At 65.9% G+C, this 25,096-nt stretch carries 31 protein-coding genes, 2 tRNA genes and 1 pseudogene; 25 read left to right on the top strand and 9 right to left on the bottom strand.

Features of this window, described 5'->3' with window-relative positions; translation table 11 throughout:
• The first annotated feature begins 103 nt into the window (after positions 1-103).
• From BMX07_RS04255 to BMX07_RS04235, 5 genes are all read left to right on the top strand, one after another.
• Complete coding sequence (locus tag BMX07_RS04255) at positions 104-1,429, top strand: HAD family hydrolase (RefSeq protein ID WP_090614147.1); 1,326 nt, start codon at positions 104-106, stop codon at positions 1,427-1,429.
• Between the two features lie 314 nt (positions 1,430-1,743).
• Positions 1,744-2,424: a helix-turn-helix domain-containing protein gene (locus BMX07_RS04250; protein ID WP_090614145.1), complete on the top strand. Its 681-nt coding sequence runs from the start codon at positions 1,744-1,746 to the stop codon at positions 2,422-2,424.
• Between the two features lie 75 nt (positions 2,425-2,499).
• A complete protein-coding gene (locus BMX07_RS04245) occupies positions 2,500-3,417 on the top strand; it encodes a dihydrodipicolinate synthase family protein (RefSeq protein ID WP_090614142.1) in 918 nt (305 codons plus the stop codon).
• A gap of 69 nt (positions 3,418-3,486) precedes the next feature.
• Positions 3,487-4,617: an acyl-CoA dehydrogenase family protein gene (locus BMX07_RS04240; protein WP_090614139.1), complete on the top strand. Its 1,131-nt coding sequence runs from the start codon at positions 3,487-3,489 to the stop codon at positions 4,615-4,617.
• Positions 4,618-4,792: 175 nt separating this feature from the next.
• On the top strand, positions 4,793-5,332 hold the full coding sequence (locus BMX07_RS04235; RefSeq protein ID WP_090614135.1) for an HAD family hydrolase: 540 nt from the start codon (positions 4,793-4,795) through the stop codon (positions 5,330-5,332).
• A 4-nt stretch (positions 5,333-5,336) separates the two neighbouring features.
• On the opposite strand, the gene BMX07_RS04230 is transcribed toward BMX07_RS04235, so the two are convergent.
• Complete coding sequence (locus BMX07_RS04230; protein ID WP_090614131.1) at positions 5,337-5,570, bottom strand: DUF5822 domain-containing protein; 234 nt, start codon at positions 5,568-5,570, stop codon at positions 5,337-5,339.
• A gap of 134 nt (positions 5,571-5,704) precedes the next feature.
• Here BMX07_RS04230 and panB point away from each other — a divergent pair, with 134 nt between their 5' ends.
• Both panB and BMX07_RS04220 read left to right on the top strand, forming a co-directional pair.
• Positions 5,705-6,517, top strand: a complete 813-nt coding sequence (panB, locus tag BMX07_RS04225) for a 3-methyl-2-oxobutanoate hydroxymethyltransferase (RefSeq protein WP_090614128.1) — start codon at positions 5,705-5,707, stop codon at positions 6,515-6,517.
• A 163-nt stretch (positions 6,518-6,680) separates the two neighbouring features.
• Positions 6,681-6,881: a DUF7511 domain-containing protein gene (locus BMX07_RS04220; RefSeq protein WP_090614125.1), complete on the top strand. Its 201-nt coding sequence runs from the start codon at positions 6,681-6,683 to the stop codon at positions 6,879-6,881.
• 131 nt (positions 6,882-7,012) lie between these two features.
• Here the strand turns inward: BMX07_RS04220 and BMX07_RS04215 are convergent, their stop codons facing one another.
• On the bottom strand, positions 7,013-7,789 hold the full coding sequence (locus tag BMX07_RS04215; protein WP_090614123.1) for an alpha/beta fold hydrolase: 777 nt from the start codon (positions 7,787-7,789) through the stop codon (positions 7,013-7,015).
• Between the two features lie 286 nt (positions 7,790-8,075).
• Between BMX07_RS04215 and BMX07_RS04210 the strand changes: the two genes are divergently transcribed.
• Together BMX07_RS04210 and BMX07_RS04205 are read left to right on the top strand one after the other, a co-directional pair.
• Positions 8,076-8,324, top strand: a complete 249-nt coding sequence (locus BMX07_RS04210) for a DUF7127 family protein (protein ID WP_090614120.1) — start codon at positions 8,076-8,078, stop codon at positions 8,322-8,324.
• Positions 8,321-10,582 carry a CDC48 family AAA ATPase gene (locus BMX07_RS04205; protein WP_090614117.1) on the top strand — a complete coding sequence of 754 codons (2,262 nt, stop codon included), beginning with the start codon at positions 8,321-8,323 and terminating at the stop codon, positions 10,580-10,582. Before BMX07_RS04210 ends, BMX07_RS04205 begins: the two co-directional genes overlap by 4 nt.
• A 59-nt stretch (positions 10,583-10,641) precedes the next feature.
• Here the strand turns inward: BMX07_RS04205 and BMX07_RS04200 are convergent, their stop codons facing one another.
• Positions 10,642-11,478, bottom strand: coding sequence for a TrmB family transcriptional regulator (locus tag BMX07_RS04200; protein WP_090614114.1), 837 nt, complete (start codon positions 11,476-11,478; stop codon positions 10,642-10,644).
• A gap of 307 nt (positions 11,479-11,785) precedes the next feature.
• On the opposite strand from BMX07_RS04200, the gene BMX07_RS04195 reads away from it, so the two are divergent.
• Positions 11,786-12,115: a HalOD1 output domain-containing protein gene (locus BMX07_RS04195; protein ID WP_090614110.1), complete on the top strand. Its 330-nt coding sequence runs from the start codon at positions 11,786-11,788 to the stop codon at positions 12,113-12,115.
• A gap of 57 nt (positions 12,116-12,172) precedes the next feature.
• Here the strand turns inward: BMX07_RS04195 and BMX07_RS04190 are convergent, their stop codons facing one another.
• The 4 genes from BMX07_RS04190 to BMX07_RS04175 form a co-directional block, all read right to left on the bottom strand.
• Positions 12,173-12,646: a peroxiredoxin gene (locus BMX07_RS04190; RefSeq protein ID WP_090614107.1), complete on the bottom strand. Its 474-nt coding sequence runs from the start codon at positions 12,644-12,646 to the stop codon at positions 12,173-12,175.
• A gap of 90 nt (positions 12,647-12,736) precedes the next feature.
• Positions 12,737-13,681 (bottom strand): DNA replication complex subunit Gins51, encoded by a 945-nt coding sequence (locus BMX07_RS04185; RefSeq protein WP_090614106.1) that lies wholly within the window; start codon positions 13,679-13,681, stop codon positions 12,737-12,739.
• Between the two features lie 232 nt (positions 13,682-13,913).
• Positions 13,914-15,089: a DNA primase small subunit PriS gene (gene priS, locus BMX07_RS04180; protein ID WP_090614103.1), complete on the bottom strand. Its 1,176-nt coding sequence runs from the start codon at positions 15,087-15,089 to the stop codon at positions 13,914-13,916.
• Between the two features lie 174 nt (positions 15,090-15,263).
• Positions 15,264-15,740, bottom strand: a complete 477-nt coding sequence (locus tag BMX07_RS04175) for a GNAT family N-acetyltransferase (RefSeq protein WP_090614100.1) — start codon at positions 15,738-15,740, stop codon at positions 15,264-15,266.
• 168 nt (positions 15,741-15,908) lie between these two features.
• Here BMX07_RS04175 and BMX07_RS04170 point away from each other — a divergent pair, with 168 nt between their 5' ends.
• The 4 genes and pseudogenes from BMX07_RS04170 to BMX07_RS24980 all read left to right on the top strand — a co-directional run bounded on the left by BMX07_RS04170 (position 15,909) and on the right by BMX07_RS24980 (position 18,670).
• Positions 15,909-16,385, top strand: coding sequence for an archease (locus tag BMX07_RS04170; protein ID WP_090614097.1), 477 nt, complete (start codon positions 15,909-15,911; stop codon positions 16,383-16,385).
• Positions 16,386-16,516: 131 nt separating this feature from the next.
• Positions 16,517-17,983 (top strand): RtcB family protein, encoded by a 1,467-nt coding sequence (locus tag BMX07_RS04165; protein WP_090614094.1) that lies wholly within the window; start codon positions 16,517-16,519, stop codon positions 17,981-17,983.
• An 85-nt stretch (positions 17,984-18,068) separates the two neighbouring features.
• Positions 18,069-18,332, top strand: coding sequence for an AbrB/MazE/SpoVT family DNA-binding domain-containing protein (locus BMX07_RS04160; protein ID WP_090614091.1), 264 nt, complete (start codon positions 18,069-18,071; stop codon positions 18,330-18,332).
• Positions 18,320-18,670, top strand: a pseudogene (locus BMX07_RS24980) (hypothetical protein). Before BMX07_RS04160 ends, BMX07_RS24980 begins: the two are co-directional and overlap by 13 nt.
• A gap of 14 nt (positions 18,671-18,684) precedes the next feature.
• Here BMX07_RS24980 and BMX07_RS04150 read toward each other — a convergent pair.
• Entirely contained in the window at positions 18,685-18,897 is a 213-nt protein-coding gene (locus BMX07_RS04150) for a hypothetical protein (RefSeq protein WP_090614088.1), read from the bottom strand.
• Between the two features lie 66 nt (positions 18,898-18,963).
• On the bottom strand, positions 18,964-19,632 hold the full coding sequence (locus BMX07_RS04145) for a helix-turn-helix domain-containing protein (RefSeq protein ID WP_090614869.1): 669 nt from the start codon (positions 19,630-19,632) through the stop codon (positions 18,964-18,966).
• Positions 19,633-19,875: 243 nt separating this feature from the next.
• Here BMX07_RS04145 and moaA point away from each other — a divergent pair, with 243 nt between their 5' ends.
• The 11 genes from moaA to BMX07_RS04090 all read left to right on the top strand — a co-directional run bounded on the left by moaA (position 19,876) and on the right by BMX07_RS04090 (position 25,095).
• Positions 19,876-20,847, top strand: a complete 972-nt coding sequence (gene moaA, locus BMX07_RS04140; protein WP_090614085.1) for a GTP 3',8-cyclase MoaA — start codon at positions 19,876-19,878, stop codon at positions 20,845-20,847.
• Between the two features lie 210 nt (positions 20,848-21,057).
• Positions 21,058-21,140, top strand: a tRNA-Ser gene (locus BMX07_RS04135).
• Between the two features lie 71 nt (positions 21,141-21,211).
• Complete coding sequence (locus BMX07_RS04130; protein ID WP_090614082.1) at positions 21,212-21,733, top strand: 30S ribosomal protein S13; 522 nt, start codon at positions 21,212-21,214, stop codon at positions 21,731-21,733.
• Positions 21,733-22,254 (top strand): 30S ribosomal protein S4, encoded by a 522-nt coding sequence (locus BMX07_RS04125; protein ID WP_090614077.1) that lies wholly within the window; start codon positions 21,733-21,735, stop codon positions 22,252-22,254. The genes BMX07_RS04130 and BMX07_RS04125 overlap by 1 nt, the downstream gene beginning before the upstream one ends.
• A 1-nt stretch (position 22,255) precedes the next feature.
• Complete coding sequence (locus BMX07_RS04120) at positions 22,256-22,645, top strand: 30S ribosomal protein S11 (protein ID WP_006184686.1); 390 nt, start codon at positions 22,256-22,258, stop codon at positions 22,643-22,645.
• A gap of 3 nt (positions 22,646-22,648) precedes the next feature.
• Positions 22,649-23,398 (top strand): DNA-directed RNA polymerase subunit D, encoded by a 750-nt coding sequence (locus BMX07_RS04115; protein ID WP_090614074.1) that lies wholly within the window; start codon positions 22,649-22,651, stop codon positions 23,396-23,398.
• Between the two features lie 129 nt (positions 23,399-23,527).
• A tRNA-Leu gene (locus BMX07_RS04110) sits at positions 23,528-23,612 on the top strand.
• 84 nt (positions 23,613-23,696) lie between these two features.
• Positions 23,697-24,050: a 50S ribosomal protein L18e gene (locus tag BMX07_RS04105; RefSeq protein ID WP_090614071.1), complete on the top strand. Its 354-nt coding sequence runs from the start codon at positions 23,697-23,699 to the stop codon at positions 24,048-24,050.
• Positions 24,047-24,496 carry a 50S ribosomal protein L13 gene (locus BMX07_RS04100; RefSeq protein ID WP_090614068.1) on the top strand — a complete coding sequence of 150 codons (450 nt, stop codon included), beginning with the start codon at positions 24,047-24,049 and terminating at the stop codon, positions 24,494-24,496. The genes BMX07_RS04105 and BMX07_RS04100 overlap by 4 nt, the downstream gene beginning before the upstream one ends.
• Entirely contained in the window at positions 24,490-24,888 is a 399-nt protein-coding gene (locus tag BMX07_RS04095; protein ID WP_090614065.1) for a 30S ribosomal protein S9, read from the top strand. Before BMX07_RS04100 ends, BMX07_RS04095 begins: the two co-directional genes overlap by 7 nt.
• Positions 24,889-24,900: 12 nt before the next feature.
• Positions 24,901-25,095 carry a DNA-directed RNA polymerase subunit N gene (locus tag BMX07_RS04090; protein WP_090614062.1) on the top strand — a complete coding sequence of 65 codons (195 nt, stop codon included), beginning with the start codon at positions 24,901-24,903 and terminating at the stop codon, positions 25,093-25,095.
• The last annotated feature ends 1 nt before the right edge of the window (position 25,096 follow it).

Genomic DNA, 25,096 nt, shown 5'->3' with positions numbered 1-25,096 from the left:
TCCCGAACGTCGGGGCGTCGAATTCGTACGGGAGCGTCGCACTCGGTGCTCGAAGCGGTCGCCACCAGAAACGATTATCCGACTGCCCCCGACTGTAGTTCACATGGAACGATACGATCTCGTCTATCAACTCTACGACGAGTACGACACGAAGGCATTACGAGAGTACCAGGAGTTCGTCGACGTCTTCCCCGCCGTCGATTCTCGGGTCGCGCTCGAGCACTGGCAGGGGGCGACCGAGGAACTCGAGGAGCGCAAGGACGAAATCCGGTCGTCGTTCGCGGCGGGCGAGACGTTCGCGGAGGTCGCCGCGCGGGCGACCCGGGATCAGGCCTTCACCGCGCTCGATCTCGATGCGAAGTACGGCCGCGCGGTGAACGTCCTCGTGCTCGACGTCGACGAGACGCTGCGCTCCGCGGGTGGGACCGACAACGAGATCCCGCGGGACACGCTGCACGTCCTGACCGAGTTCCACGAAGCCGGCGTCCCGATCGTCATCTGTACGGGCCAGACCCTGGAGAACGTCAAGGGGTTCGCGATCCAGGGACTGGGCAGCGAGATCGTCCACTCGGGGACCCTCTCGATCGTCTACGAGGCCGGGACGGGCGTGTTCACGCCTGGTCACGGTGCGGACACGAAACAGTTGCTCTACGAAGATCTCGAGGAGTCGATCCGGACCGTCTTCGACGACGTGCGATCGCGCGTGTTGCCCGAAGCCCCCGAGGACCTCAGGCGCGGCTGTCACCTTCAGGGCAACGAGTTCAACGTCACGATGAAGCCCAACTACGAGACCGGCTCCGCGGACGCCCGCGATATCATCGACGAGGCGCTGGTCTACCTCATCGACCTGCTCGCGGACGCCGTGGGCGCGACGATCGAGGGAGACGGAGACGGGAACGGGGACGAAGCCGGGGACGCCGTCGGATCGGTACTGGACGGCGAAGACGCGGGCGAGACGACGCTGGGTGGCGAGACCGTCGTCGACTGGACCCGCGCCTTCTACGCCGGTCAGGACTCCGAAATCAGAGCCGTCCTCGAGGGCGAGGGGGCGTACCCCGACCTCGATGCGAGCGCGGTCCCCGAGCGACTGGCCGGGGTCCTCGAGCGTATCGACGTCGCCTACTACGAGGCCGACGCGGCGGAGATCGGCAGCCTCGAGTTGAACAAGGTGGTCGGCGTCGAGCGGGCGCTGGAGGTGCTCGGGGTGGACGACCCGTTCGCCCTCGTGATGGGCGACTCCAAGAGCGACCTGCGGGTGATGAAGTGGATCGACGACACTGACGCCGGGATCGCGGCCGCCCCGGAGCACGCCTCGCAGGACACCCTGGAGCACGTGCTCGAGACGGACGAACTCGTCTTCGATCGCGGCAAGAGCGTCGACGTGCTCCGGACGGTCTACGCGCTCAATCGGCTGGCCCGCCTCGGGTGACTGTAGCCGTCGACCGAACCGTCACCGTCCCCGTTCCGTCACGGGATTGTGATCGTCGTCCGGGCGGCGTGCTCCCTTAAACTGCCGGAACACAAAGGCCCGCTCATCAACCGTATTCGAGCCCTCCCTTCTAGCAGCACGATCCGAGCGGGCGCGATCGAGAACGGCCGCAGGACCGCCGCCGTGGCGACGCGTTCGCGACGATACGAGCGGATCGGCTGGATACTTATGAGACGATTCGAGTCCACACGCCACCACGACAGCGATATTGTTCGCCGACCGGACTCGAGTCAGCGTTACGAGGTGACCTTCCAATGACGACGATCGCAGAACTCTCGCTTTCGACGGACGAGTTCGCACTCGCAGAGACCCTTCAGAAACTACCGGCCCTCGAGGTCCGCGTCGAGAGCGTCGTCGCGGAAGGGCCGACCCGAACCGTCCCGCTCGTCTGGTTCTCGAACGTCGATCACGACGAACTCGAGACCACTCTCGACACGGATCCAACTGTCGACGAGCACCGGCAACTCCTCGAAGGCACCGAGGACGGCGAACTGTTCTATCGACTCACGTACACCGAGGACGTCGGCTCGGTCTGTTGCTGCGTCTACAGACACGGCGGTACGGTGCTCGACGCGCAGGTGTCGGACGGACAGTGGACGCTCCGGCTCCTCTTTCCCCACCGCGAAGAGCTCTCGAGCGCCGTCTCGGACATCGAAGAGCGCGGCGTCCGGATCGACGTCAAGCGTATGGTCGAGGCCGGTCAGGACGAGGACCTCGAGACGACGGCGGCACTGACCGAGCCACAGCAGGAGGCCATCGCCGAGGCCTATCGGCAGGGCTACTACGACGTCCCCCGCGAAATCTCGCTCGAGGAACTCGCGAACGAACTCGACATCTCCCATCAGGCGCTCTCCGAGCGGCTCCGGCGGGCGAACCGTGTACTCGCGGGCGAGCAGCTGGACGAGCCCGCGAGCGAGATGGCGACGCCCGACTGAGCGAGCAGCCGACCGACCCGGGCGATCGCGGCTGACGGCAGGTGTTTTTTGGCCGTGCCCGGCGGACGGACGGGCATGGCGCATCACGATCCCGGCGCTGCCGACCCGTTGTCGCTTCGCGGCGTCGTCCCGCCGACCGTCACCGCCTTTCACGAGGACGAGTCCGTCGATTACGAGACGACCGCCGCCCACGCCCGGTTCGTGGTCGACCGCGGAGCCCACGGCGTCTTCCCGCTCGGGACCAACGGCGAGTTCCCGCTGCTGTCCGGCGCGGAACGCGACCGCGTGGTCGAGGCCGTCGTCGACGAGGTCGGCGGCGAGGTCCCGGTCATCGCTGGCGTCGGCGCGCCCAGCACGCATCGGACCGTCGCCCACGCCGAGCACGCCGAGTCGGTCGGCGCGGACGGAATCGTCGTCGTCACGCCCTACTACTTCCCGCTCGATCACGACGGCGCGATCGAGCACTACCGCCGGGTCGCCGAGGCCGTCTCCCTCCCGGTGTACATCTATCACATCCCGAGCAAGACGGGCAACGAACTCTCGCTCGACACCCTCGCCGACCTCGCGGAGATCGACGCCGTCGCGGGCGTCAAGGACTCGAGCAAGGACGTTCCCTGGCTCGCACAGGCGATCGACGCCCACTCCGAGCTGACTTTCCTCGCGGGGTCGGACTCGCTGATCGTCACCGGGCTCGAGATCGGCTGCTCGGGTGCGGTCAGCGCCGTCGCGAACGCGTTCCCGGAGCTGGTCGTCGACTGTTACGAGGCCTACGACGCCGGCGAGGAGGAGCGCGCACGCGAACTACAGAGCACGCTGTTCCGGGTTCGGAACGCGTTCAAAACCGGCGGTGCGTACATGTCCGGCGTCAAGACGGCGCTCCGGATGCGGGGCGTCGACGCCGGCCCGCTGCGGAGCCCGCTTCGCCTCAAGGACGACGACGCCGCGGCGGAGATGGGCGAACAGCTTCGGGACCTGGGACTCGAGGGCCTCTGAATCTGAACGCCATCCGTCGCCGCTCGCGTTCGACACGGAGACTTTTGTCGCGGCCCTCGAATGGCCGCCATGGAACTCACCGAGGAGCAGGCGGCGGTCCGCGACGTCGTCCGAGAGTTCGCCGACGAGGAGATCAGGCCGACCGCGCTCGAGGCCGACGAAACGCAGGCGTTTCCCGAGGACGTCTGGGACGGGCTCGCCGATCTCGACCTGACGGGGTTGACGGTACCCGAGCAGTACGGCGGGTACGACGCGGACCCGGTGACGGCCGCCGTGGTCAACGAGGAGGTCGCCTACGGCATGTTGGCCGTCGCGACGGCGCTGTCGGTCCACTCGCTCGCGACCTCCTGTATCGCCGAGTTCGGGAGCGACGCCCAGCGGGAGCGATGGCTGCCCGAGATGGCCGAGGGTCGACCCGTCGGTGCCTTCGCGCTCTCGGAACCGCACGCGGGGTCGAACCCGGCGGAGATGTCGACGGAAGCGAGACGCGAGGGTGACGAGTACGTCATCGACGGCGAGAAGCAGTGGATCACGAACGGCGAGCGAGCGGGCGTCTACGTCCTGTTCGCGAAGACCGATCGCGACGATCCGTCGTCGGTCACGCAGTTTCTCGTCCCGGGCGACGTCGACGGCCTGACCGTCGGCGAGAAGGAGGACAAGCTCGGCCTGCGTGCGAGCGACACCACGAGCCTGACCTTCGACGGCGCTCGAATCCCGGCTGCGAACCGGCTCACCGAAGAAGGAAAGGGGCTGTCGGCCGCGTTCCACATCCTCACCGGCGGCCGGATCGCCATCGCAGCGCAGTCGGTCGGCCTCGCACAGTGCGCGCTCGACGAGGCGACGGCCTACAGCGGGGACCGCGAGCAGTTCGGCGGCCCGATCGCGGACATCCAGACGATTCGGCACAAACTCGCCGAGATGGCGACGCGGACGCGCGCCGCGCGGCTGCTGACCCGAGATGCGGCGCGGAAACGAGCGGCCGGCAGTGCGGCGCTCGAGGCCAGCATGGCGAAGTACTTCGCGAGCGAAACGGCGATGTTCGCGACCAACGAGGCGGTCCAGATTCACGGCGGCTACGGCTACGTCACCGAGGGCGAGGTCGAACGACTCTACCGCGACGCCAAGATCACCGAGATCTACGAAGGGACGACCGAAATCCAGAAGACGGTCATCGCGCGGGAACTGCTGGGGGAGCGGTAGCGCTCGTCGACACGACCAGCGTCCGATCACGGGAGTCGTCGATCGCACTTGTGGCTCGCTCCGTCGACCCGCCACTGGTACGAGTCAGTTCCTCGAGCGCGGCCGGTCGAACGGGTTCCGAACGGTCGGCTCCGTGACCGAAGTCCCTATTCCCCTGCCGCTCGTATCGACGGCCGTGACCGAGTACGAGGCCGTCGTTTACGATCTGGACGGGACGCTCGTCGACCTCGACGTCGACTGGGACGCCGTCGCCGTCGACGTCCGCGCGGTCTACGAGACCGCGAACGTCGAGCCGCCCGGCGACGGGCTCTGGGACATGCTCGGGGCCGCAAACGACGTCGGGCTGACCGACGAGGTCGAGTCGGCCATCGCGGCCCACGAACACGACGGTGCGCGGACGTCCCGACGGCTCGCCCACGCCGACGAGGCGCTCGAGCGGTCGCTGCCGACGGGGGTCTGTTCGCTGAACTGCGAGCGGGCCTGCCGGATCGCGCTCGAGGAACACGCCCTCACGGCGGCCGTCGACGCCGTCGTCGGCCGGGATACGGTCGAGACGTGGAAACCGGACCCGGAGCCGCTGCTCGCGACCGTTCGCGGCCTCGAGGTCGAGCCGGAGCGGGCGCTGTTCATCGGCGATTCGAAACGGGATCGGCGGACGGCGGAACGGGCGGCGGTTGACTTCGAGTACGTCGGCGAGGGACCGTCGGGCGTCTGACCGGCTACGTCTGTGTTCGTTTCGCGTAGGCGAATACCACGAGCGCCGTGAGTAACCAGACCGGAGCCCCGACCCGGATCGCGAACTCGACGCGGTCGCCCCACGTGGGGAGCGTCGCGGTCGCCGACAGCGCGGCGACCAGCGGCGCGCCGACGAGGATCGTGGCGACGAACGTCGTCTGCATCACCCAGCCGTAGTCGACCCCGTCGGGCGAAGTCGTTTCGACGCGTTCAGGCACGCGTGAGTATGACGACCGATTCGTCTTAAGCGCGCCGGGTCGGCGCGGTGGCCACGCTCGACGGCGGACAGCGAGACGTGACGGCGGTTGCCGAAGAACAACGACGTTTAATCGTGGGAGACCAACCTGTGCGTATGCCGAGCGTACGGGATATCCGGACGAAAGCGGGCGACGAACCGATCACGATGCTGACGGCCTACGACGCGCCCACGGCATCGATCGTCGACGAGGCCGGCGTCGACATCATTCTCGTCGGGGACAGCCTCGGGAACGCCAGTCTGGGCTACGAAACGACGCTTCCAGTGACCGTCGACGACATGGCCCGCCACACCGGCGCGGTCGCTCGCGCGACCGACGACGCCCTCGTCGTCGCCGACATGCCCTTCCTCTCGATCGGCGTCGACGAACGAGCCAGCCTCGAGAACGCCGGCCGGATGCTCAAGGAGGAAGACGCCCACGCGGTCAAACTCGAGTGTGGCCCCCACACCGTCGAGCTAACCGAGAAACTGGTCCAGCTCGGGATTCCCGTGATGGCTCACCTCGGGCTGACGCCCCAGCACGTCAACCAGTACGGCGGCTATCCGCGACAGGGAACGGATCGAGCGGCCGCCGAGCGTATCCTCGAACTGGCCCGGGCCCACGAGGACGCCGGCGCGTTCTCGCTCGTCCTGGAGCACGTCCCGTCGAATCTGGCGGCCGACGTGACGGCGGCCCTGGACATCCCGACCATCGGGATCGGGGCCGGCCCGGACTGTGACGGACAGGTGCTCGTGGTCGACGACGCGATCGGCCTCAGCGAGTGGTCTCCGTCGTTCTCGAAGCAGTTCGGGAACGTCCGCGAGGAGATGGAATCCGCGGTCGGGGAGTACGTCTCGGCGGTCGAGTCCGGCGAGTTCCCCGCCGACGAGCACAGCCACGAGGAGAGCGACCTCGAGAACGTCTACTGACCCGCCGGCGCTCGATGCGGACGGGTCGCCCCTCGGGAACGGGTCCACCCGGCGACGAAGATATTAGGGGCATAATATTACACAACTATTCTAGCCAGATATAGGGGAAGTGTTTATATGTTGTGGCGTCCTCCCTCGAGACACGACGCGAAGGATCGAACCCATGTCATATTCTCCGAACAAAACGCCCCGCGAGCGCCGGTCGCCCACGGATCGCCCGTCGCGATTACAGCACGTCACGGTCGAACGGGACGACGTGGCCGTCTGTACGATGTTCCCGACCGATGTCAGCGAGAACGCGATGTCGACCCAGTGGCTCACTGCGACCACCGATTCGTTCGTCGCCCTCGAGCGGCGGCGGTAGTTCCACCCCCGAGCCGGCGTCGTCCCACACGGCCGCGTTCGTCCAGCACCCCGCTATCGGCCGGTTCCTCCGCGCTACGCTCGTCTCTACACTGTCCACGTCCCGCCGTCACCAGTCACGACCCCGATCCGTCACTCCTCGAGGTCCGCCAGGAACGATTCGACGGCCGCGTTGAACGCCGTCGACTGCTCGATCATGGCCAGATGGGCCGCGTCCTCGATTTCGGCGAGTTCGCCCCCCTCGATCTCGTCGGCGAGATACTCGTGGAACCAGGGCGGCGTCAACTGGTCGTACTCCCCGTGCACCGCGAGCGTCGGGACCGAGATCTCGCCGATGCGGTCGCGGACGTCGAACTGGTGGCTAGTCAGGAAGTCCCTGCGCGTGACCGCCTGTCCGCAGTCGTACATTCGCTCCATTGACCGCTCCCGAAGCGCCGGATCGGGGTCGTGAAAGAGACGATCCGGCCCGTGCAGGAACTCGACCGCGCGTTCGAAGTCCGACTCGAGCCACGTCAGCAGGTCTTCGAGGACGCCGAGTCTGGCACCCGTTCCGGTCAGAACGACCGCCGCGGGCTCGAACTCGCGCTCGAGCAGGAGTTGCAGGACGACGGCACCCCCCAGCGAGTTCCCGACCAGGATCGACGCGTCGGTCGCCTCGGCGACGGCCAGCACGTCGTCGACGTAGGCGGACAGCGCCGTGTAGCCGGCGCTCGCATCGATGTCGTCGGAGTCGCCGTGGCCGCTGAGGTCGAGCGAGACGACCGGCGCTCGGTCCGCGAGCTGGTGTTGCCCGTTCCAGACCTCGCGCGACCCACCGCTTCCGTGGATACAACAGATCGTCGGCCCGTCACCAGTTCCGTCGGTGACGTCGTACGCCGTCTCTCGACCGTGGTGTGATACCGTGTCCATACGGTGTGACACGATCGGTGCGGACATAAAGACTCGATTCGGTCTCGGGCCGATCGCATCCGAATCCGCGAGGCGTCGCGAGCGATCGACCGGAGAACGCCAGCAACGGGGCTATACTGCTTCCGACACAATCTACCGGTACGCCATCGAACGGAACGTTCGATCTCGAGAAGACCCCCTTCTGTGAACCGCGAACAATCACTTCCTACCGTACCATGCCGCCTTACGGCGGTTAACCGTAGAAAGATTTATATGGCTCTGGCGCTTACCTTGGGTTAGTTACAGCATGACTCTCGAACAATTCACCCGCGACGAGGGGCAGGTAGCCCGTCAGTACGAGTACGACGACGCCGTGATCATGGCCGTCGACTTCGGTACCGACGAGACCGACGCCTCGGTCGACGTCGTCGACAACACGGTCATCGTCGTCCTCGAGGACGACCAGTACGAAATCGAACTCCCCGATACCGTCGGGGACGCGCACACGTTTATCAAAAACGGCGTGCTCACTGTCGAACTGGAGGAGGAACTATGAAGCTCACTGTCAAACCACTGAAACAGAAAGACGCCGGCCGCGGACTCGCTGCGATCGACCGCGTCTCGATGAACGAACTCGACCTCGAGAACGGGGATTACATCGTCATCGAGGGCAAGAGCGACGGACAGGGCGTCGCTCGCGTCTGGCCCGGGTATCCCGAAGACGAGGGGCGCGGGATCGTACGCATCGACGGTCGCCTGCGCCAGGAGGCCGACGTCGGGATCGACGACACCGTCACCATCGAAGCGGCCGACGTCAAGCCCGCCAAATCGGTCACCGTCGCGCTTCCGCAGAACCTGCGGATCCGGGGCGACATCGGGCCACTCGTTCGCGACAAGCTGAGCGGGCAGGCCGTCACGGAGGGTCAGACGGTGCCGTTCTCGCTCTCGTTCGGACCCATGGCCAGCTCCGGGCAGTCGGTCCCGCTGAAGATCGCGAGCACCGCGCCGTCCGGAACCGTCGTCATCACGGACTCGACGAGCATCGAGATCTCCGAGACGCCCGCCGAGCAGGTCAGCTCCGGCGGCGCAGCGTCCGCCGACGGCGTCCCGAACGTCGCCTACGAGGACATCGGTGGCCTGGACGAGGAACTCGACCAGGTCCGCGAGATGATCGAACTGCCGATGCGCCACCCCGAGCTGTTCCAGCAGCTCGGCATCGAGCCGCCGAAGGGCGTCCTCCTGCACGGCCCGCCGGGCACGGGGAAGACCCTCATGGCCAAGGCCGTCGCCAACGAGATCGACGCCCACTTCGAAACGATCTCCGGCCCGGAGATCATGTCGAAGTACTACGGCGAGAGCGAGGAGCAACTCCGCGAGGTCTTCGAAGAGGCCGAGGAGAACGCTCCCGCGATCGTCTTCATCGACGAACTCGACTCCATCGCCGCCAAGCGCGAGGAGGCCGGCGGTGACGTCGAACGGCGCGTCGTCGCCCAGCTCCTCTCGCTGATGGACGGCCTCGAGGAGCGCGGCCGCGTTACGGTCATCGCCGCGACCAACCGGATCGACGCGATCGATCCCGCGCTCCGGCGTGGCGGTCGCTTCGACCGCGAGATCGAGATCGGCGTCCCCGACAAGGAGGGCCGCAAGGAGATCCTCCAGGTCCACACCCGCGGGATGCCGCTCACGGAGTCGGTCGACCTCGACCAATACGCCGAGAACACGCACGGGTTCGTCGGCGCCGACCTCGAGTCGCTGGCCCGCGAGGGCGCGATGAACGCGCTCCGTCGCATCCGCCCCGAACTCGATCTCGAGTCCGAGGAGATCGACGCCGACGTCCTCGAGTCGCTGGAGGTCACGGAACGCGACTTCAAGGAGGCGCTCAAGGGCATCCAGCCCTCCGCGATGCGCGAGGTCTTCGTCGAGGTCCCCGACGTCACCTGGAACGACGTCGGCGGACTGGGCGACACCAAAGAGCAGCTCCGCGAGACGATCCAGTGGCCGCTCGACTACCCCGAAGTGTTCGAGCAGATGGACATGCAGGCCGCCAAGGGCGTCCTGATGTACGGGCCGCCGGGCACGGGGAAGACCCTGCTCGCGAAGGCCGTCGCCAACGAGGCCCAGTCGAACTTCATCTCGATCAAGGGCCCCGAACTGCTGAACAAGTACGTCGGGGAGAGCGAGAAGGGCGTCCGCGAAGTCTTCGAGAAGGCGCGGTCGAACGCACCGACCGTGATCTTCTTCGACGAGATCGACTCGATCGCGGGCGAACGCGGGCAGCGCCAGGGCGACTCCGGCGTCGGCGAACGCGTCGTCAGCCAGCTGCTGACCGAACTCGACGGCCTCGAGGAACTCGAGGACGTCGTCGTGATCGCCACCACCAACCGGCCGGACCTGATCGACAGCGCCCTGCTCCGTCCCGGACGGCTCGACCGCCACGTCCACGTGCCGGTCCCCGACGAGGACGCCCGCAAGGCGATCTTCGACGTCCACACCCGGAACAAGCCCCTGGCCGAGTCGGTCGACCTCGAGTGGCTCGCCAGTGAGACGGAGGGCTACGTCGGTGCCGACATCGAAGCGGTCTGTCGCGAGGCCTCGATGGCCGCCAGCCGCGAGTTCATCAACTCGGTCGACCCCGAGGAGATGGCCGACACCATCGGCAACGTCCGCATCAGTCGCGAGCACTTCGAGCACGCGCTCGACGAGGTCAACCCGAGCGTGACGCCCGCGACCCGCGAGCAGTACGAGGAACTCGAAGACGAGTTCCAGCAGGCCGAACCCGGACAGGACGAACAGCTCGGCCGGACCTTCCAGTAAGGTCTCCGCCCGCAGCCGGGACGGTCGCAGCTACCGTTCTCGCCGCTTGCGGTCCCACCTCATTCTTCGCACGCCGGACACTCCGCGTCCGCATCGCACGACGCCGTCGGCTCGCCGGTTTCGAACTCGAGTGCCACCAGTCGCCCCTCGAGCGTGTACCTGAGCCAGACGACCAGTCCGTGACCGCGTTCGCTGGCCCAGATGCCGGTCTCCGTCGTTTCGTTCGGGACGAGACCGGTCGTTCGCGCGCTCAGTACGACCGTCTCCCGATCGACCAGTAGCAACCGACCGAGCGACCGGTCCGGGACGTCCCGCGAATCGAACGCGAAGTCGGTAACGGCGACCGCCGCCGTCGGGACCGTCTCGTGAACCCGCTGTCGCCCGGACGACGACGGCACCTCGACGAACACCGCGACGTTTCGCTCGCGTGCCGCGGCGAGGCGGTCGAGGAGGGCGGACTCGAGCAACTCCTCGTCGGCCGCGAGCAGGTAAATCTCGCTCGTCGCGTCCGCGACGGCTTCCACCGTCCGGTTGCGCACGTCCGTGGAGCCGGCGACCTTCCAGACGCCGTCGTCGTCGACCGTCCGTCGCTCGAGCTTTCGGAGGTTCGCGGTCGCGGTGTCGAGGTGACCGCGGTACTCCTGTCGGAGCCGCTTCCGGGCGGCGTCGACGGAGACAACGCTGTATCTGCGCGGGTCGGACTCCTGTACGTCGACGAGACCGAGCCGGTGTAACTCGTCGACGACGTCGTAGACGCGGGATTGGGGAACGTCCGCGACCCGGCTGATCTCCTTCGCCGTTCCCTCCGAGAGCTGTGTCAGCGCCACGAAACACCGCGCCTCGTACGTGCGTAGCCCCAGTTCGACCAGCGCGTCGACGGCATCGGTTTCAGACATAGGTGATCCGACAGCTCGGTGTGGGAGCCATAGCGTGTGCGGACTGCACGCGGAACGTGTAAAGGTTATCTCACTTCTTCAGTCGGGTAAAATCGGATCGGTAATCCGGTAATCACTGGTTACCCGGGCCGCTGACCGCCACGTGCCACGATCATCGTGATGGTGCTGGTACGTCGATCGAACTCTCTTATTCAAGGCCAAGCTTCGTAGTGAACGCCCGAGAACCACTGGTAATGGTCGGACCATCGATCGACTACGGGACGGGACGCTACGACCGACGATCGAGACCCTGGAGGGGGTGCGGATAATGCCCGGTCCCGATCGAGATCCGTTGGACGAACGGCCGATCCTCGCCGAGCGGACGCACGACGAAACGACGCCGGCCAGCATCGCCGTCGTCTACGCGGTCGCGGCCGCACTCGACACCGATCCGCTCGAGTGTTCGACCGAACGCGGGTTTACGCTCTACGATCACCTCGATCCCGAAGCCCTCGATGCGCTCGTGACCGACGACCGACGGGGCGGCACCGTCACCGTCGAGTTGGAACTGAACGATCACCTGCTTCGCGTCACGGATACCGGCCGCATTCGCGTCTTCGGGCCGGACGATTCCGACTCATCGGCGGACTCCGAGTGACGAACGGGCCGTCGGCGGACTCCGAACGACGAGAGGGCCGTTAGCGACGATCCCGCGTCAGTGGGCGAGATCCGCCGGTCCGAGATCCGCGAAGACCTCGTCGGCGTGTCCGTCGGGCGAGACATCCTCGTACGCCGCCTCGATCCGCCCATCCGGCCCGACGACGTAGGTGTTCCTGAAGACGCCATCGAAGGTGTTCCCGAACATCCGTTTCTCGCCGTAGGACTCGTAGAGCGTCGCGACTTCGCCGAACTCGTCGGAGAGCAGGTCGAACTCGAGGCCGTAGTCGGCGGCGAAGTCGGCGATATCGTCAACGGGGTCGTCGCTGATACCGACGACCGCGACGTCGAGGTCCGCAAACTCCGCCAGCGCCTCGTCGAACCCGCAGGCTTCGGTGGTACACCCGTCCGTGTTGGCACGGGGGTAGAAGTAGACGACGAGCCGCTGCCCCTCGAAATCGGAGCGGGTGACCGTCTCGCCGCGTTGGTTCAGCAGTTCGAACTCGGGTGCCTCGTCGCCGACGTCGAGCATGCATGCGAGTTAGTGACGGGTAATGTATGCGTTACGGTTTCACACGGCAGCGGATCACGACGCCGTGAGCGAATTGGTACTGAACGTCGCTCACTCGAGCCGTTCGGCCGCCTCCCGATCGACGAGGGGGGCGGCGTTTTGCTCCGGGAGCGTGACGATGTCGTCGCTCGTCAGGGTGTACTCCCGATCGTCGACGCCGAGAATGGAGCCGATATCGCTGGTGATCCTGACGGTCGTCCGATCGACATCGGCGGCCGGGTCCGCGTCGCCCGCGTTCGGTGGCGAGTCCGTCCCAGCGCCGGAATCCGCGGGGGTCGTTGGCTCCTCGTCCCGGGCCGGATCGGCTGGGTCGCCCGGCGCGCCCGCGTCAGTCGCCCCCGCGGGCGGTTCGTTTCCGCCCATGACGTCCGCCGGAGAGACGCCGCTCGCGTCCCCTGCGTCCGGCTCTGCCGCCGTCGCTGCTGCCGGGTCGGTATCCGCGGGCGGGTCCATCGGCGGTGCCGGGGGGGCGTCGTCCGTCCGGTCTTCGCCCGCCGAGGGTGCGTGACCGGTTGGCGGTGTCTCGGGATCGCCGGCCGAACCGGTCGCGGGCGGCTCGGAGCCGCCGGTCGGATCGGTGGCCGCGTCGGCTCCGGTGGCCGCTCCCTCGACGCCCTCGAGGACGTCCAGCACTCGGCTCTTGTTCGAGCTAATGCGGTCGACGAGGTCGTCGAAGAGGTCCGCCTCCTCCGCGGTCAGGCCCTCGTCGTCGGCCGCCATTCCGGCCGCGGCGAGGCTGGCCTGCTTGACGAGTTTTCCCATTCGTCGCTCGTAGATCGCCTCGACGACGTCCTTGGCGGTCTCGATCTCGTCCGTCAGACGGCCGACTTCGGGTTCGGAGAAGGGGTCCTCGGCCTGCTCGGCGACGCGGTCGCGTTCGTCCTCGAGGTCGGCGATGTACTCGCCGACTTCCTGGTAGAACGAAGGGCGCAGGTTCTGGAGGCTGTCCTTCTGGCGCTCCTTGCTCTGGACCGAACGCAGTTCGTCTAGATTCATTTCGATTCCCACTAGCCACCCTGACGGGACGGTCGTAGTGAACTCCTGACCGGAGTGAACAGTCTCCGGGGTTGTAAATATATCGTCGTCGCGCGACCGGCGGCGTCGAGGTCGCGGGGCCCTCGACGATCGGCTGTCGGCTGTCGGACGACTGCCAGCGAGACGACCTGCGTCGGAAGCAAGACGACGGGTGTGTGAACGACCCCCGTACCCGGCCGCCGATCGAACCGGATCACTCCTTTTCCTTCTCGGCCCGGCCGCGCGCCATCAGGAACACGGCGACGTGCTCGGGTAGCGACTGCTCCCCCTCCGAAACCGTAATGGTCTCTCCGCCGAGTTCGACCTCGCCGCCGTCGCTCACGTCGACCGTGATTTCGTGACCGACGAAGGTCTCCGGGACGGCGTCCACGAGGGGATCGAAGTCGGCGATCTCCTCGCGCTCGAGTCGGACCGTCTTCAGTCCGCTCCCGCCGTGTAGACTGCCCGGAAGCCGGATCAGCCGGTTCGTGTCCGTGGTGACGGGTTCGTCGATCGGCGCGTTGTCCCGCTCGACGGCCTCGGTCGCGAACCGTTCGGCCAGCTGTGCGACCGCGGTGTGGACGGTCACGTTGCCCGCCTCGAGCTGCGCTCGATTGGTGCGGGCCGCGTTCAGCGTGGCCTGGGCCTTCCCCTCCCCGATGCCGTCGAACGCCTGCAACCGATCGAGGGCGGCGTCTTCGTCCAACTCGAGCAGGTCGTCGATGTACGCCATCAGGTGGGCGTGCGTCCGAGCACCCCAGCCCCCCTCGATCTGGAGGGTGCGCCGCTCCGTCGGCGTCTTGCGCCCCAATCCGGCGACGGTCTCGGTCTCGATCAACTCCTCGAACTCGAGGCCGATACCGCGGACGTAGTCGACGATCTCGCGCCGGTGCTCCCGCTCGAGGTGGAGGACGTTCTCGTCGCGAACGTGGACGTGGTAGCCCCGGCCGCCCGAGAAGACGATCTCGAGGTCGTCGAAGGCGAAGTCCTCCTCGAGGAACTCGAGCAGCCGGCACAGCGCGTCCTTACACTTCGCGAGCATCTCCGCGTAGCTGTCCTCCCCGAGGGTGACGCCGGGCAGGTGATCGGCGTCGAGGTCGAAGACGAGGTCAGCGGACTGCCAGTCCTTCTCCGTCATCGAACTCGCGCCGGGGTCGCGGAATCGGCCGGCGGAGAAATAGACGTGCCGCGGTCGTTTCCGGACGAGAAACGCCGAGAGATCGCCGAGCTCGAGCAGCGAACGGTGGCGGACCATCGTCGTATCGGGTCCCTCGGTCCAGGGGATAAAGCCCCACTCGCGTTCGTTGGCCGCGGGCGGTGGCGTGATCTCAGTGCGACGGTAGTGGTCGCGGAACCGCCCCCGCAGATAGGCCCTCGTTCGCTCCTCCATGCGCTTCGGGTAGTCATCGGTGGGGGTGTATAATCCTGCCGAATGGAGCAGACCCATGAGGTGTGGCCCGCGAAGAAACGGACCGACGATCGACCGGTCACCCCGGTCGCGAACGGAGATGTGACCGCGAGAGCGGCCGCTGGCTGTGAGAGACGCGCTCGGTCGAACGGCTCGTCACCGGCGAATCAGGTCCGTGATCCGATCCGCGATACCGACGTCGGAACCGAGTTTCAGGTAGTAGGCGTCGCCGCCGTCCTCGTAGTAGTCGTCGATCCGACGCGTGATCTCGAAGCCGAGGTGTTCGTAGAACTGTAGTGCGTTCTCGTTGCTCGTTCGGGCGTGACACGTGATCGTGTCGTGATCGTCCGCGACGTGGGCGACGAGTCGTTTGCCGATCCCCTCGCCGCGGTACGCGGGGGAGACTGCCAGAAAGAGAATGTACCCGTCGCGTCGAACGGCGGCGAACCCGATGAGCTCGTCGTTCTGGACGTAACAGTGGACCTTCGACCGGCGATACGCGTCGGTGAAGAAGTCGTACCGCTGCTTGAGCACATCTTCCTGACGGTTGATCTCCTCCTTTAGCTGCCAGGCTTCGTCGACGAAGTCGTCGCTCCCCGGGGCGACGACGCGACTGTCGATGTTGACGCTCACTACCACAGTCTACCAGCGTCGTCAATATAATTCCACCGGCAGTCGACGCTCCGGAACGTCAGACGCGGACGACATGTCCGAACCCGTGTCTATCTCGAGCGGAACGAACCCCGAACGAAGCGCTCGAAGCGATGGGCATACGACCCCGGTCGGCGAAGGGGGTCGCAGATGGGGTTCGAACTACGCGATCACACGGCCGACGTGGCAGTGGCCGCGACGGGCGACTCGCTCGAGACGGCGTTCGCCGCGACGGCTGACGGCCTCGCGGCCGCCTCGTGCGACGACGTTCCGTCCGACTCCGGTGACCGGTTTTCGCTGTCCGTGACGGCCGAGAACCGCGAAGCGCTGCTGTTCGACTACCTCGACGAACTGATCTACCTGCGGGACGTCCGATCGGTACTCCCCGTCGATCACCGGGTCGAGTCGATCGAGCGGACCGTCTCGGACGACGTCGCCGACGACGACTCGGCGGGGCGGCCCGGAACCGCGGAGTGGCACCTCGAGGCAAGCGCTCGCGGCGTCCCGCTGTCCGAGATCGACGCCCGCGAGGTGAAGGCGGTGACCTATTCGGAGATGCGCCTCGAGCGCGTCGACGGCGCGGACGGCACCGGCGGCTGGGAAGCGTACGTCGTTTTCGACGTCTGAGGCTTCGAACGGGTCGCTCCCATCCGGGTCCGGATCGCGGTGAACTGGACCACGCGTCCGACCCCGGACGGGCCGGCGAACGGCGACTCGAGAGACGAACATCTTTCTTCGCCGCGGTCCGAGTTCCGCGTATGACTACCTTCGACGCCAACGGCATCACGCTCGAGCGGGTTCGCGAGTACGTCTGGGAGATTCCACAAGCGGGAGACATGCGCGTCCCCGCGCGCGTCCTAGCGAGCGAAGCGCTGCTCGAGGAGATCAAGGAGGACAAGACGCTCGACCAGATCACGAACACGACCCACCTGCCGGGAATTACGAACTACGCGATCTGTATGCCCGACGGCCATCAGGGCTACGGCTTCCCCGTCGGTGGGGTGGGCGCACTCGACGCAGAGAACGGCTGTATCTCGCCGGGAGCGGTCGGCTACGACATCAATTGCGGCGTCCGGATGATGCGGACGAACCTGACCTACGACGAGCTGCAGGGCCGCGAGGAGGAGCTCGTCGACTCGCTGTTCGCGAACATCCCATCGGGGCTCGGGGGCGGCGGCATCGTCGAAGCCGGCGTCGACACGGTCGACGAAATCCTCGCTCGCGGCGTCGACTGGGCGCTCGAGAACGGCCACGCCGTCGAGGACGACCTGCGCCACTGCGAGGACGAAGGGATGCGCGAGGGGGCAGATCCCGAAAAAGTGAGCCAGAAGGCCAAGGACCGCGGCAAGAACCAGATCGGTTCGCTCGGGTCCGGCAACCACTTCCTCGAGGTCCAGCGCGTTACCGACGTCTTCGACGACGGCGTGGGCGAGGCGTACGGCCTCTCCGAGGACCAGATCGTCGTCCTGATCCACTGCGGCTCGCGGGGGCTGGGTCACCAGACCTGCAACGACTACCTGCGGAAGATCGAGCAGCAACACAAGGGCCTGCTGGATCGGCTCCCCGACAAGGAACTCGCGGCCGCGCCAGCGGGCTCGCAGCTCGCCGAGGACTACTACGGCGCGATGAACGCGGCGATCAACTTCGCGTGGGTCAACCGGCAGCTGATCATGCACCGCACGCGGAAGGTCTTCGAGCGAGTGTTCGACCGCTCCTGGCAGGAGATGGACATGCACCTGCTGTACGACGTGGCACACAACATCGCGAAGAAGGAGACCCACACGGTGAACGACGACGGCGACGAGCGCGAACTCTACGTCCACCGCAAGGGAGCCACGCGGGCGTTCCCCGCCGGACACCCCGAGGTTCCGACGGCGTACCGCGACGTCGGCCAGCCGGTGATCATCCCCGGCAGCATGGGCGCGGGCAGCTACGTCCTTCGCGGTGGCGACCGCTCGATGGACCTCACGTTCGGTTCGACGGCACACGGCGCGGGCCGGCTGATGAGCCGCACGCAGGCCAAAAACGAGTTCTGGGGCGGCGACGTCCAGCAACAACTCGAGGAACAGGACCGGATTTACGTCAAGGCCCAGTCGGGCGCGACGGTCGCCGAGGAAGCGCCGGGCGTCTACAAGGACGTCGACGAGGTCGTCCGCATCTCCGACGAACTCGGCATCGGCGACAAGGTCGCGCGGACGTTCCCCGTGTGTAACATCAAGGGGTGACGTGGGAACGTAGCCGCACTATGCCGTAATTCTCGCGTCGTTCCGATACCGTATCGGCGGCGGAAGAATAATACTACCGTGTATCGTGGAGTATGCGTGTCAGTACCGAGATGGGCGAATCTATCTCCCGAAGTCCCTTCGAGAGGAGTTCGGTGACGAGTTCGAACTCATCGATCGGGGAGATCGCCTCGTACTCGTTCCGGTTCCTGAGGATCTCCTCGAGGCACTTCGAAAAGAGGCTGGAAAGAGCGACAAATCGGCCGAACAGCTCAAAGAGAGTGCACTGGACGAGGCGCTCGAAGAAGCGGGAAGACGACGGACGCTGAGGCCGACTTCCTGCTCGCGTTGATCAACGACGACGACGATCGGCTCCAAGCGGCCGCCGAAGCCGTTTACGAAGAGCGGCGAGACGAGCGATGGACTGATCGGGCGACCCTGATCGAACTCACGATGGTTGCGTATCGAGAGGGATGAGACGTACTTCGGACGGTAACGGCAGCGCGATCGCTGGTCGATGTCCGTGGAGATACGGAAGACGTCCTCGCTGCAGCCAGCTACGTCGAAGACGACGGATTCACCCCGCTCGATGCGCTGCATCTCGTCGCATCCGGAGACGATCCGATCGTCTCGAGCGAATCGGATTACGACGGCTACTCCGAGCGGATCACATTAGAAGAACTGAACTGATCGTCGGTGTACCGTCACTTCAGCCGGTACGGACTCTCGTCGTCTTCGCCGTCGTCCCCCTCGCTCTCGTACGGTTTTCGGGCGGTGATCGTCACGGTCGCTTCGGGGTCGTCCTCGTCGGCCCACGGGCTGTCGTAGGCCGAGATCTCGAGGTCGGTGACGTCCCAGCCCTCGGCTTCGATGAGTTCCACGAGGCGACGCTGGTCCGCGAGCATGTCCTCGTCCATACGGCGTCGTTCGGGCGTGGGCGAGGTAGGTCTTCCGCCGGTCGCTGCGCCGAGTCGCCCCGGTCGTCACGTCCCCTCGTCCGACCCGCCGACGTCGACCAGCTCCGCGACGAGCGTCCGATGGGCGCGACGGAGCCGCTCGGAGAGCGCCTGGTGGGAGATCCCGAGTTCGTCCGACAGGTGATCCATGTCCGTCTCGCGTGGGATCTCGTAGTAGCCGCGCTCGAGGGCGGCGACTACCGTCTCGTGCTGGGCGTCGGTGAGCCCAGACCGACCGCGACGGCTCTCCTCGAGACGGTGTATCTTCCGGACTTCGACGGAGAGACCGTGCTCGGTCGCGAACTCGTAGGTTCGGGAGATCGCGTCCCGTTCGGGGAAGAGGACCCGGAACAGCCACCGATCGGTTTCGGCGTGTGCGTCGAGGACAGTGGCGTGCGCTTCGGTCAGCAGGTGGAGCATCACGGTCACGTCGTCGACCCAGTTCATTCGGTAGAGACACTCGCCGTCGATCTCGGTGAGCCGTTCGGCTTCGTCGACGCTGGGATCGTCGGCCAGCGCGTCGTCGACGGTCGCGAGCGTCGACTCTTCGCCGGCGAACCAGACGTACGGCATGACGTGTTCCGGCTCGTACGCGACGACGCGTTCGATCTCCGCGTCGAGACCGTCGGTCACGTCGAGCGTGTGTCGGAGCGCGAACTCCGCGGCGGGGACGGCGAGTTCCGCGATGGTACTCATGCGGAGTGCGACCACACGGACGGTAAAGATATCCGACCCCGACCGGATCGCCGCCGACGTGACGGAACCGCCGTCGATCCCGAACGAACCGTCTCCGGACCGACCGGACCATCGGCGCTCACGATCCGCACTCGCCTCGTGCACGTCCTCACACTACGCTGACAGCAGTTGGGAAACCGAAACCGGTTACGAGCCGTCGAAATCCCCGGCGCGTTTAAGCGGATCCACCTGCAACTCGGTGGTATGCTCACCGACGACTTCGGGCGGGAGGTAACGGGGGTTCGCGTCTCCCTCACCGATCGGTGTAATTTCGACTGCGTCTACTGTCACAACGAGGGGCTCGGGGATACTCGCGGACCGATGGACCCGCAGGACGACGAGATGTCAACCGACGACGTCGTCCGGTTTCTGGAGGTCGCCGCCGAGTTCGACGTCGACGCGGTCAAGTTCACCGGCGGGGAACCGATGCTCAGACAGGACTTGGCGGAAATAATCTCGCGCACGCCGGACCGGATGGAGGTTTCGCTGACCACGAACGGTACGTTCCTCCCCGGTCGCGCCGACGAACTCGTCGACGCCGGCCTCGAGCGAGTCAACGTCTCCCAGGACGCGCTCGATCCGGCGGACTTCGCCGCGGTGACCAAGAGCGGCGCCTACGAGACGGTCCTCGAGGGGGTCGAGGCGGCGCTGGACGCGGGACTGGACCCGGTCAAACTCAACATGGTCGTCTTCGAACACACGGCGGGGTACGTGCCGGAGATGGTCGACCACGTCGCGGAGAACGACGGCCTCCAGCTGCAGTTGATCGAGTACATGCCGGAACTGACGGGGAAGCCGGAGTGGGCGATCGACATCGAGCGGGTCCACGACTGGCTGGCCGAGCGGGCCGACGAGATCGAGCACCGCGAGATGCACGACCGCAAGCGCTACTGGATCGACGGGGGGATGGTCGAAATCGTCGATCCCGTCGAGAACCCGACCTTCTGTGCGAACTGTCACCGGGTCCGTGTCACTCACGAGGGCTACCTGAAGGGCTGTCTCAACCGCAACGACGATCTCAAGCCGATGGGTGAGATGACGAAGGTGGAGATCCGCGACGCCTTCCGCGCCGTCGTCGCCGACCGGGTCCCCTACTACGGCGAGTACATGATTCGAAACGACGAGGGTGAGTGGGAGGTAAACGAGAAGTACATCGAGGAGTACGCCGGGGCCTGACGTACCGCGTTTCCGTCGTGTTACCCGATCACTTCTCGACGCGACTCGAGCCGGATTCGGACGCCCGTGTCGGGATCACCACGGGAGACAGGGACACGCGAGCCGCCGCCACCTTTCGTTGCCCTTAAGTAGCAGACGGGGGTAGGTCCGGGTGCGTTACGTGTAGGGGAGCGATCCCCGAGTCCGGAAGGGCGACGATAGACCGACCGTGTTGTGGTAGCCAAGCGGCCCAAGGCGCATGGTTGCTAACCATGTGGCGTCAAGCCTCCGGGGTTCGAATCCCCGCCACAACGTCGGAACTTCACTGGCGTTTTCCCGCCAGTCGATTTGCACCGCACGCAGACCAGACACAGATACACGATACATGAGCGCGGAAGAACCTCAAGAACAACAGGACGACGAAGATCTCCAGTACTTCGTTCGCATCGGGCAGACGGACCTCGATGGGACGAAGTCCGTCGAGCGCTCGCTCTCGGAGATGAACGGGATCGGTCGACGGACCGCCCGGCTCATCGCCGAAGAAGCGGGTGTCGACCGGACGGCGACGTTCGGCCGACTCGACGACGACGTCATCGACGACGTCGTCGAGCTCGTCGAGAACTACGCTGACGAAGTCCCGGACTGGCTCAACAACCGGCAGCAGGACTTCTACAGCGGCGAAACGACCCACGAGATCGGCAACGATCTCCAGTTGACCCGCCAGCACGACATCAACCGGATGAAGATGATCGACTCCTACAAGGGGACCCGCCACAAGCGCGGGCAGAAGGTTCGCGGTCAGCGAACCAAGTCCACCGGCCGAACGGAGGGCACCATCGGAGTCAACGTTGAAGAGATCCGCGAAGAACAGGCCGAAGAGGCCGCCGAAGAGGGTGAGGGCGAATAATGCCACTCGGCACTGACACCAAGCAATACGAGACGCCGAACCACCCCTACCAGGGTGAACGAATCGCCAGCGAACACTCCCTCGTCGACCGCTACGGCCTCAAGAACAAAGAAGAGCTCTGGCGAGCCCAGTCCGAGCTTCGCTCCTACCGGCGCGAGGCCCGCGAACTGCTCGGCCAGGCCCAGGACGACGAAACCGTCATCCGTCGCTCCGAGGAGTTCCTCAATCGACTCAAGCGCGTCGGCATCCTCGACGAGACCGACGAACTCGGCGACATCCTGTCGCTCGAGATCGAGGACATCCTCGAGCGCCGACTCCAGACGGTCGTCTACCGGACGGGGCTGGCGAACACGACCCAGCAGGCCCGTCAGTTCATCACGCACGGCCACATCGTGATCGACGATCAGCGTCACCGCGTTCCGTCCTACGTCGTCGACATCGACGAGGAGGATCTGGTGGCGTTCGACGAGCACAGCCCGCTTGCGGACGAACTCCACCCCGAGCGCGCGGAGGGTCAGTAACATGAGTCAGGACGACGAGAAATGGGGCATTGCCCACGTACACGCATCGTTCAACAACACCGTCATGACCGTGACTGACCTCACGGGCGCGGAGACGATCGCCAAGTCCTCCGGCGGGACGGCGGTCAAACAGAACCGCGACGAGGCGTCGCCGTACGCGGCCATGCAGATGGCCGAGTCCGTCGCCGAGGAGGTCAAGGCGGCCGGCATCACGGGCCTGCACGTTCACGTGCGCGGCCCCGGCGGCAACCTCCAGAAGTCCCCCGGTCCCGGCGCGCAGGCGACGATTCGCGCGCTCGCCCGTTCGGGCATCGAGATCGGGCGCATCGAGGACGTCACGCCGATCCCGCACGACGGATCGCGCGCTCCGAAAGGGAAGGGCGGCTACTAGATCATGACTGCAGAGTACGACGTCGAGTTCGTCGAACGCGAGGATCGCGAGGCGCGGTTCCTCGTTCGCGGCGTGACACCGGGGTTCGCTAACGGCATTCGCCGAGCGATGGTCGCCGACGTGCCGACGATGGCCGTCGACACCGTCCGGTTCGTCGAGAACTCGTCCGTCATGTTCGACGAGCAGCTCGCGCTTCGGCTCGGGCTCGTCCCGCTGACGACGCCGCCGGTCGGCGAGTTCGCCGAAGACGAGACGGTCACGCTCTCGATCGACGTCGAAGGGCCGGCGACCGCTTACTCCGGCGACCTCGTCTCGAGCGACGAGCTCGTCCAGCCCGCGGACGAGAACATCCCGATCATCGAACTCAAGGACGATCAGCGCCTCGAGGCCGAGGCCGACGCCGTGCTCGACCGCGGAAAAGACCACGCGAAACACCAGGGAGGAGTCGCGGTCGGCTACCGACACCTCCAGCGCGTGGAGGTCGTCGGCGATCTTCCCGAGTTCGAGGATCAGGAGCGCCGGATCATCCGCGGTGTCATCGAAGACGACGGCGAACTCGTTTCGACCAGCGAGTTCGACCACGACCTCTCGAACCGCTACCCGGGCAAGGAGGTCCGGGTCGAGGACGTGCCCAACGCCTTCGTCTTCCACGTAGAGACGGACGGCTCCTTTACCGTCGAAGAACTGGTCACGCGAGCCGCGGACACGCTCGCGGCGCGTGCGACCGAACTCGAAGACGCAGTACAGCTTTAGACATGAACCGACGCCCCCTACCCGACCCGGACGCGCAGTTCGCCGGTGCCGTGAGCGACGAGACCGGCGACCGCTCGTCTACTGGAATCGAAAGGGGTTTGAAGGGGCGACGGGTAGACGGAAGTGCGAGCAGGGATAGCCAAGTCAGGCCAACGGCGCAGCGTTCAGGGCGCTGTCTCGTAGGAGTCCGCAGGTTCAAATCCTGCTCCCTGCATCACTTCTATCAGATCGATTCCAACGACGCTGGTGGAGACGCTTCCTCGTCTCCGCGAGCCATCGCAGTATTCGGAGGAAACCAATGAGTAGCAAAACTAATCCGAGGCTCAACGATCTCATCGCCGAGCTGAAGTCGACGTCCCGCGAAACGGACGCCGACGTCTGGCGAGACGTTGCGGATCGACTCGAGAAGCCCCGACGAACCCACGCTGAGGTGAATCTGGGCCGCATCGAACGATACGCACGTGAAGAAGAGACTGTCGTCGTTCCCGGCAAAGTGCTGGGATCCGGCGCACTACAAAAGAACGTCACGGTCGCCGCCGTCAACTTCTCTTCGTCCGCGGAGACGAAGATCGAACAGGTCGGCGAACCGGTACCGCTCGAGCAAGTGCTCGAAGACAATCCAGACGGATCCGATGTCCGGGTGATTCGATGAGTCTCGCCGAATTCGACGCAGATCTCGTCGTCGACGCCAGAGACTGCATCCTCGGTCGCGTCGCCAGCGAAGTCGCCCAGCGCGCGCTGGACGGCGACCGCGTCGCGATCGTCAACGCCGAGGACGCGGTCATCACCGGCGACAAAGAAGACATCTTCGAGACGTACCGCACGCGGCTACAGATGGGTTCGGACCGCGGCCCCTACTACCCCCGTCGACCGGACACGATCTTCAAGCGGTCCGTTCGCGGGATGCTGCCGTACAAGAAACCACGTGGCCGCGAGGCACTCGACAGCGTGCGCGTCTACGTCGGCAACCCCTACGAGCACGACGACGATCACGAGTCCGAAGTGCTCGAGGGGACGTCGCTGGATCGCCTGTCGAACATCCGCTTCGTCCACCTACACGAAGTGTCCGAACAGTTAGGTGCTAACGTCACATGGTAACCAACACGAGTGGCAAGAAAAAGACGGCCGTCGCTCGCGCCACGGTGCGCGAGGGCGAGGGTCGCGTTCGAATCAATTCGCAACCGGTCGAACTGGTCGAGCCCGAGATGTCCCGGCTCAAGATGCTCGAGCCGTTCCGCATCGTCGGGGAAGACCTTCGCGGCGAGATGGACATCGACGTCCGCGTCGAGGGCGGCGGTATTAGCGGGCAGGCGGACGCCGTCCGCACCGCCATCGCCCGCGGCATCGTCCAGCACACGAACGACGCCGAACTCCGCGACGCGTTCATGGAGTTCGATCGCTCGCTGCTGGTCAACGACGTTCGCCAGTCCGAACCGAAGAAGTGGGGCGGCCCGGGCGCTCGGGCGCGCTACCAGAAGTCCTACCGCTGAGGTGATCCAATCATGATGGTACCGGTCCGGTGTTTCACCTGTGGCACCGTCGTCGCCGAACACTGGGAGGAGTTCGACGAGCGAGCTAACGAGGGCGACGAGGACCCCGAGGCGGTCCTCGACGAGCTCGGCGTCGAGCGCTACTGCTGTCGGCGCATGCTCGTCAGCCACACCGACCTCGTCGACGTCGTCTCCCCGTACCAGTAAC

Source organism: Natrinema salaciae (assembly GCF_900110865.1).
Taxonomy (GTDB): Archaea; Halobacteriota; Halobacteria; order Halobacteriales; family Natrialbaceae; genus Natrinema; species Natrinema salaciae.
The sequence above is the reverse complement of the archived record's forward strand: the minus strand, read 5'-3'. Positions and strand labels throughout refer to the sequence as shown.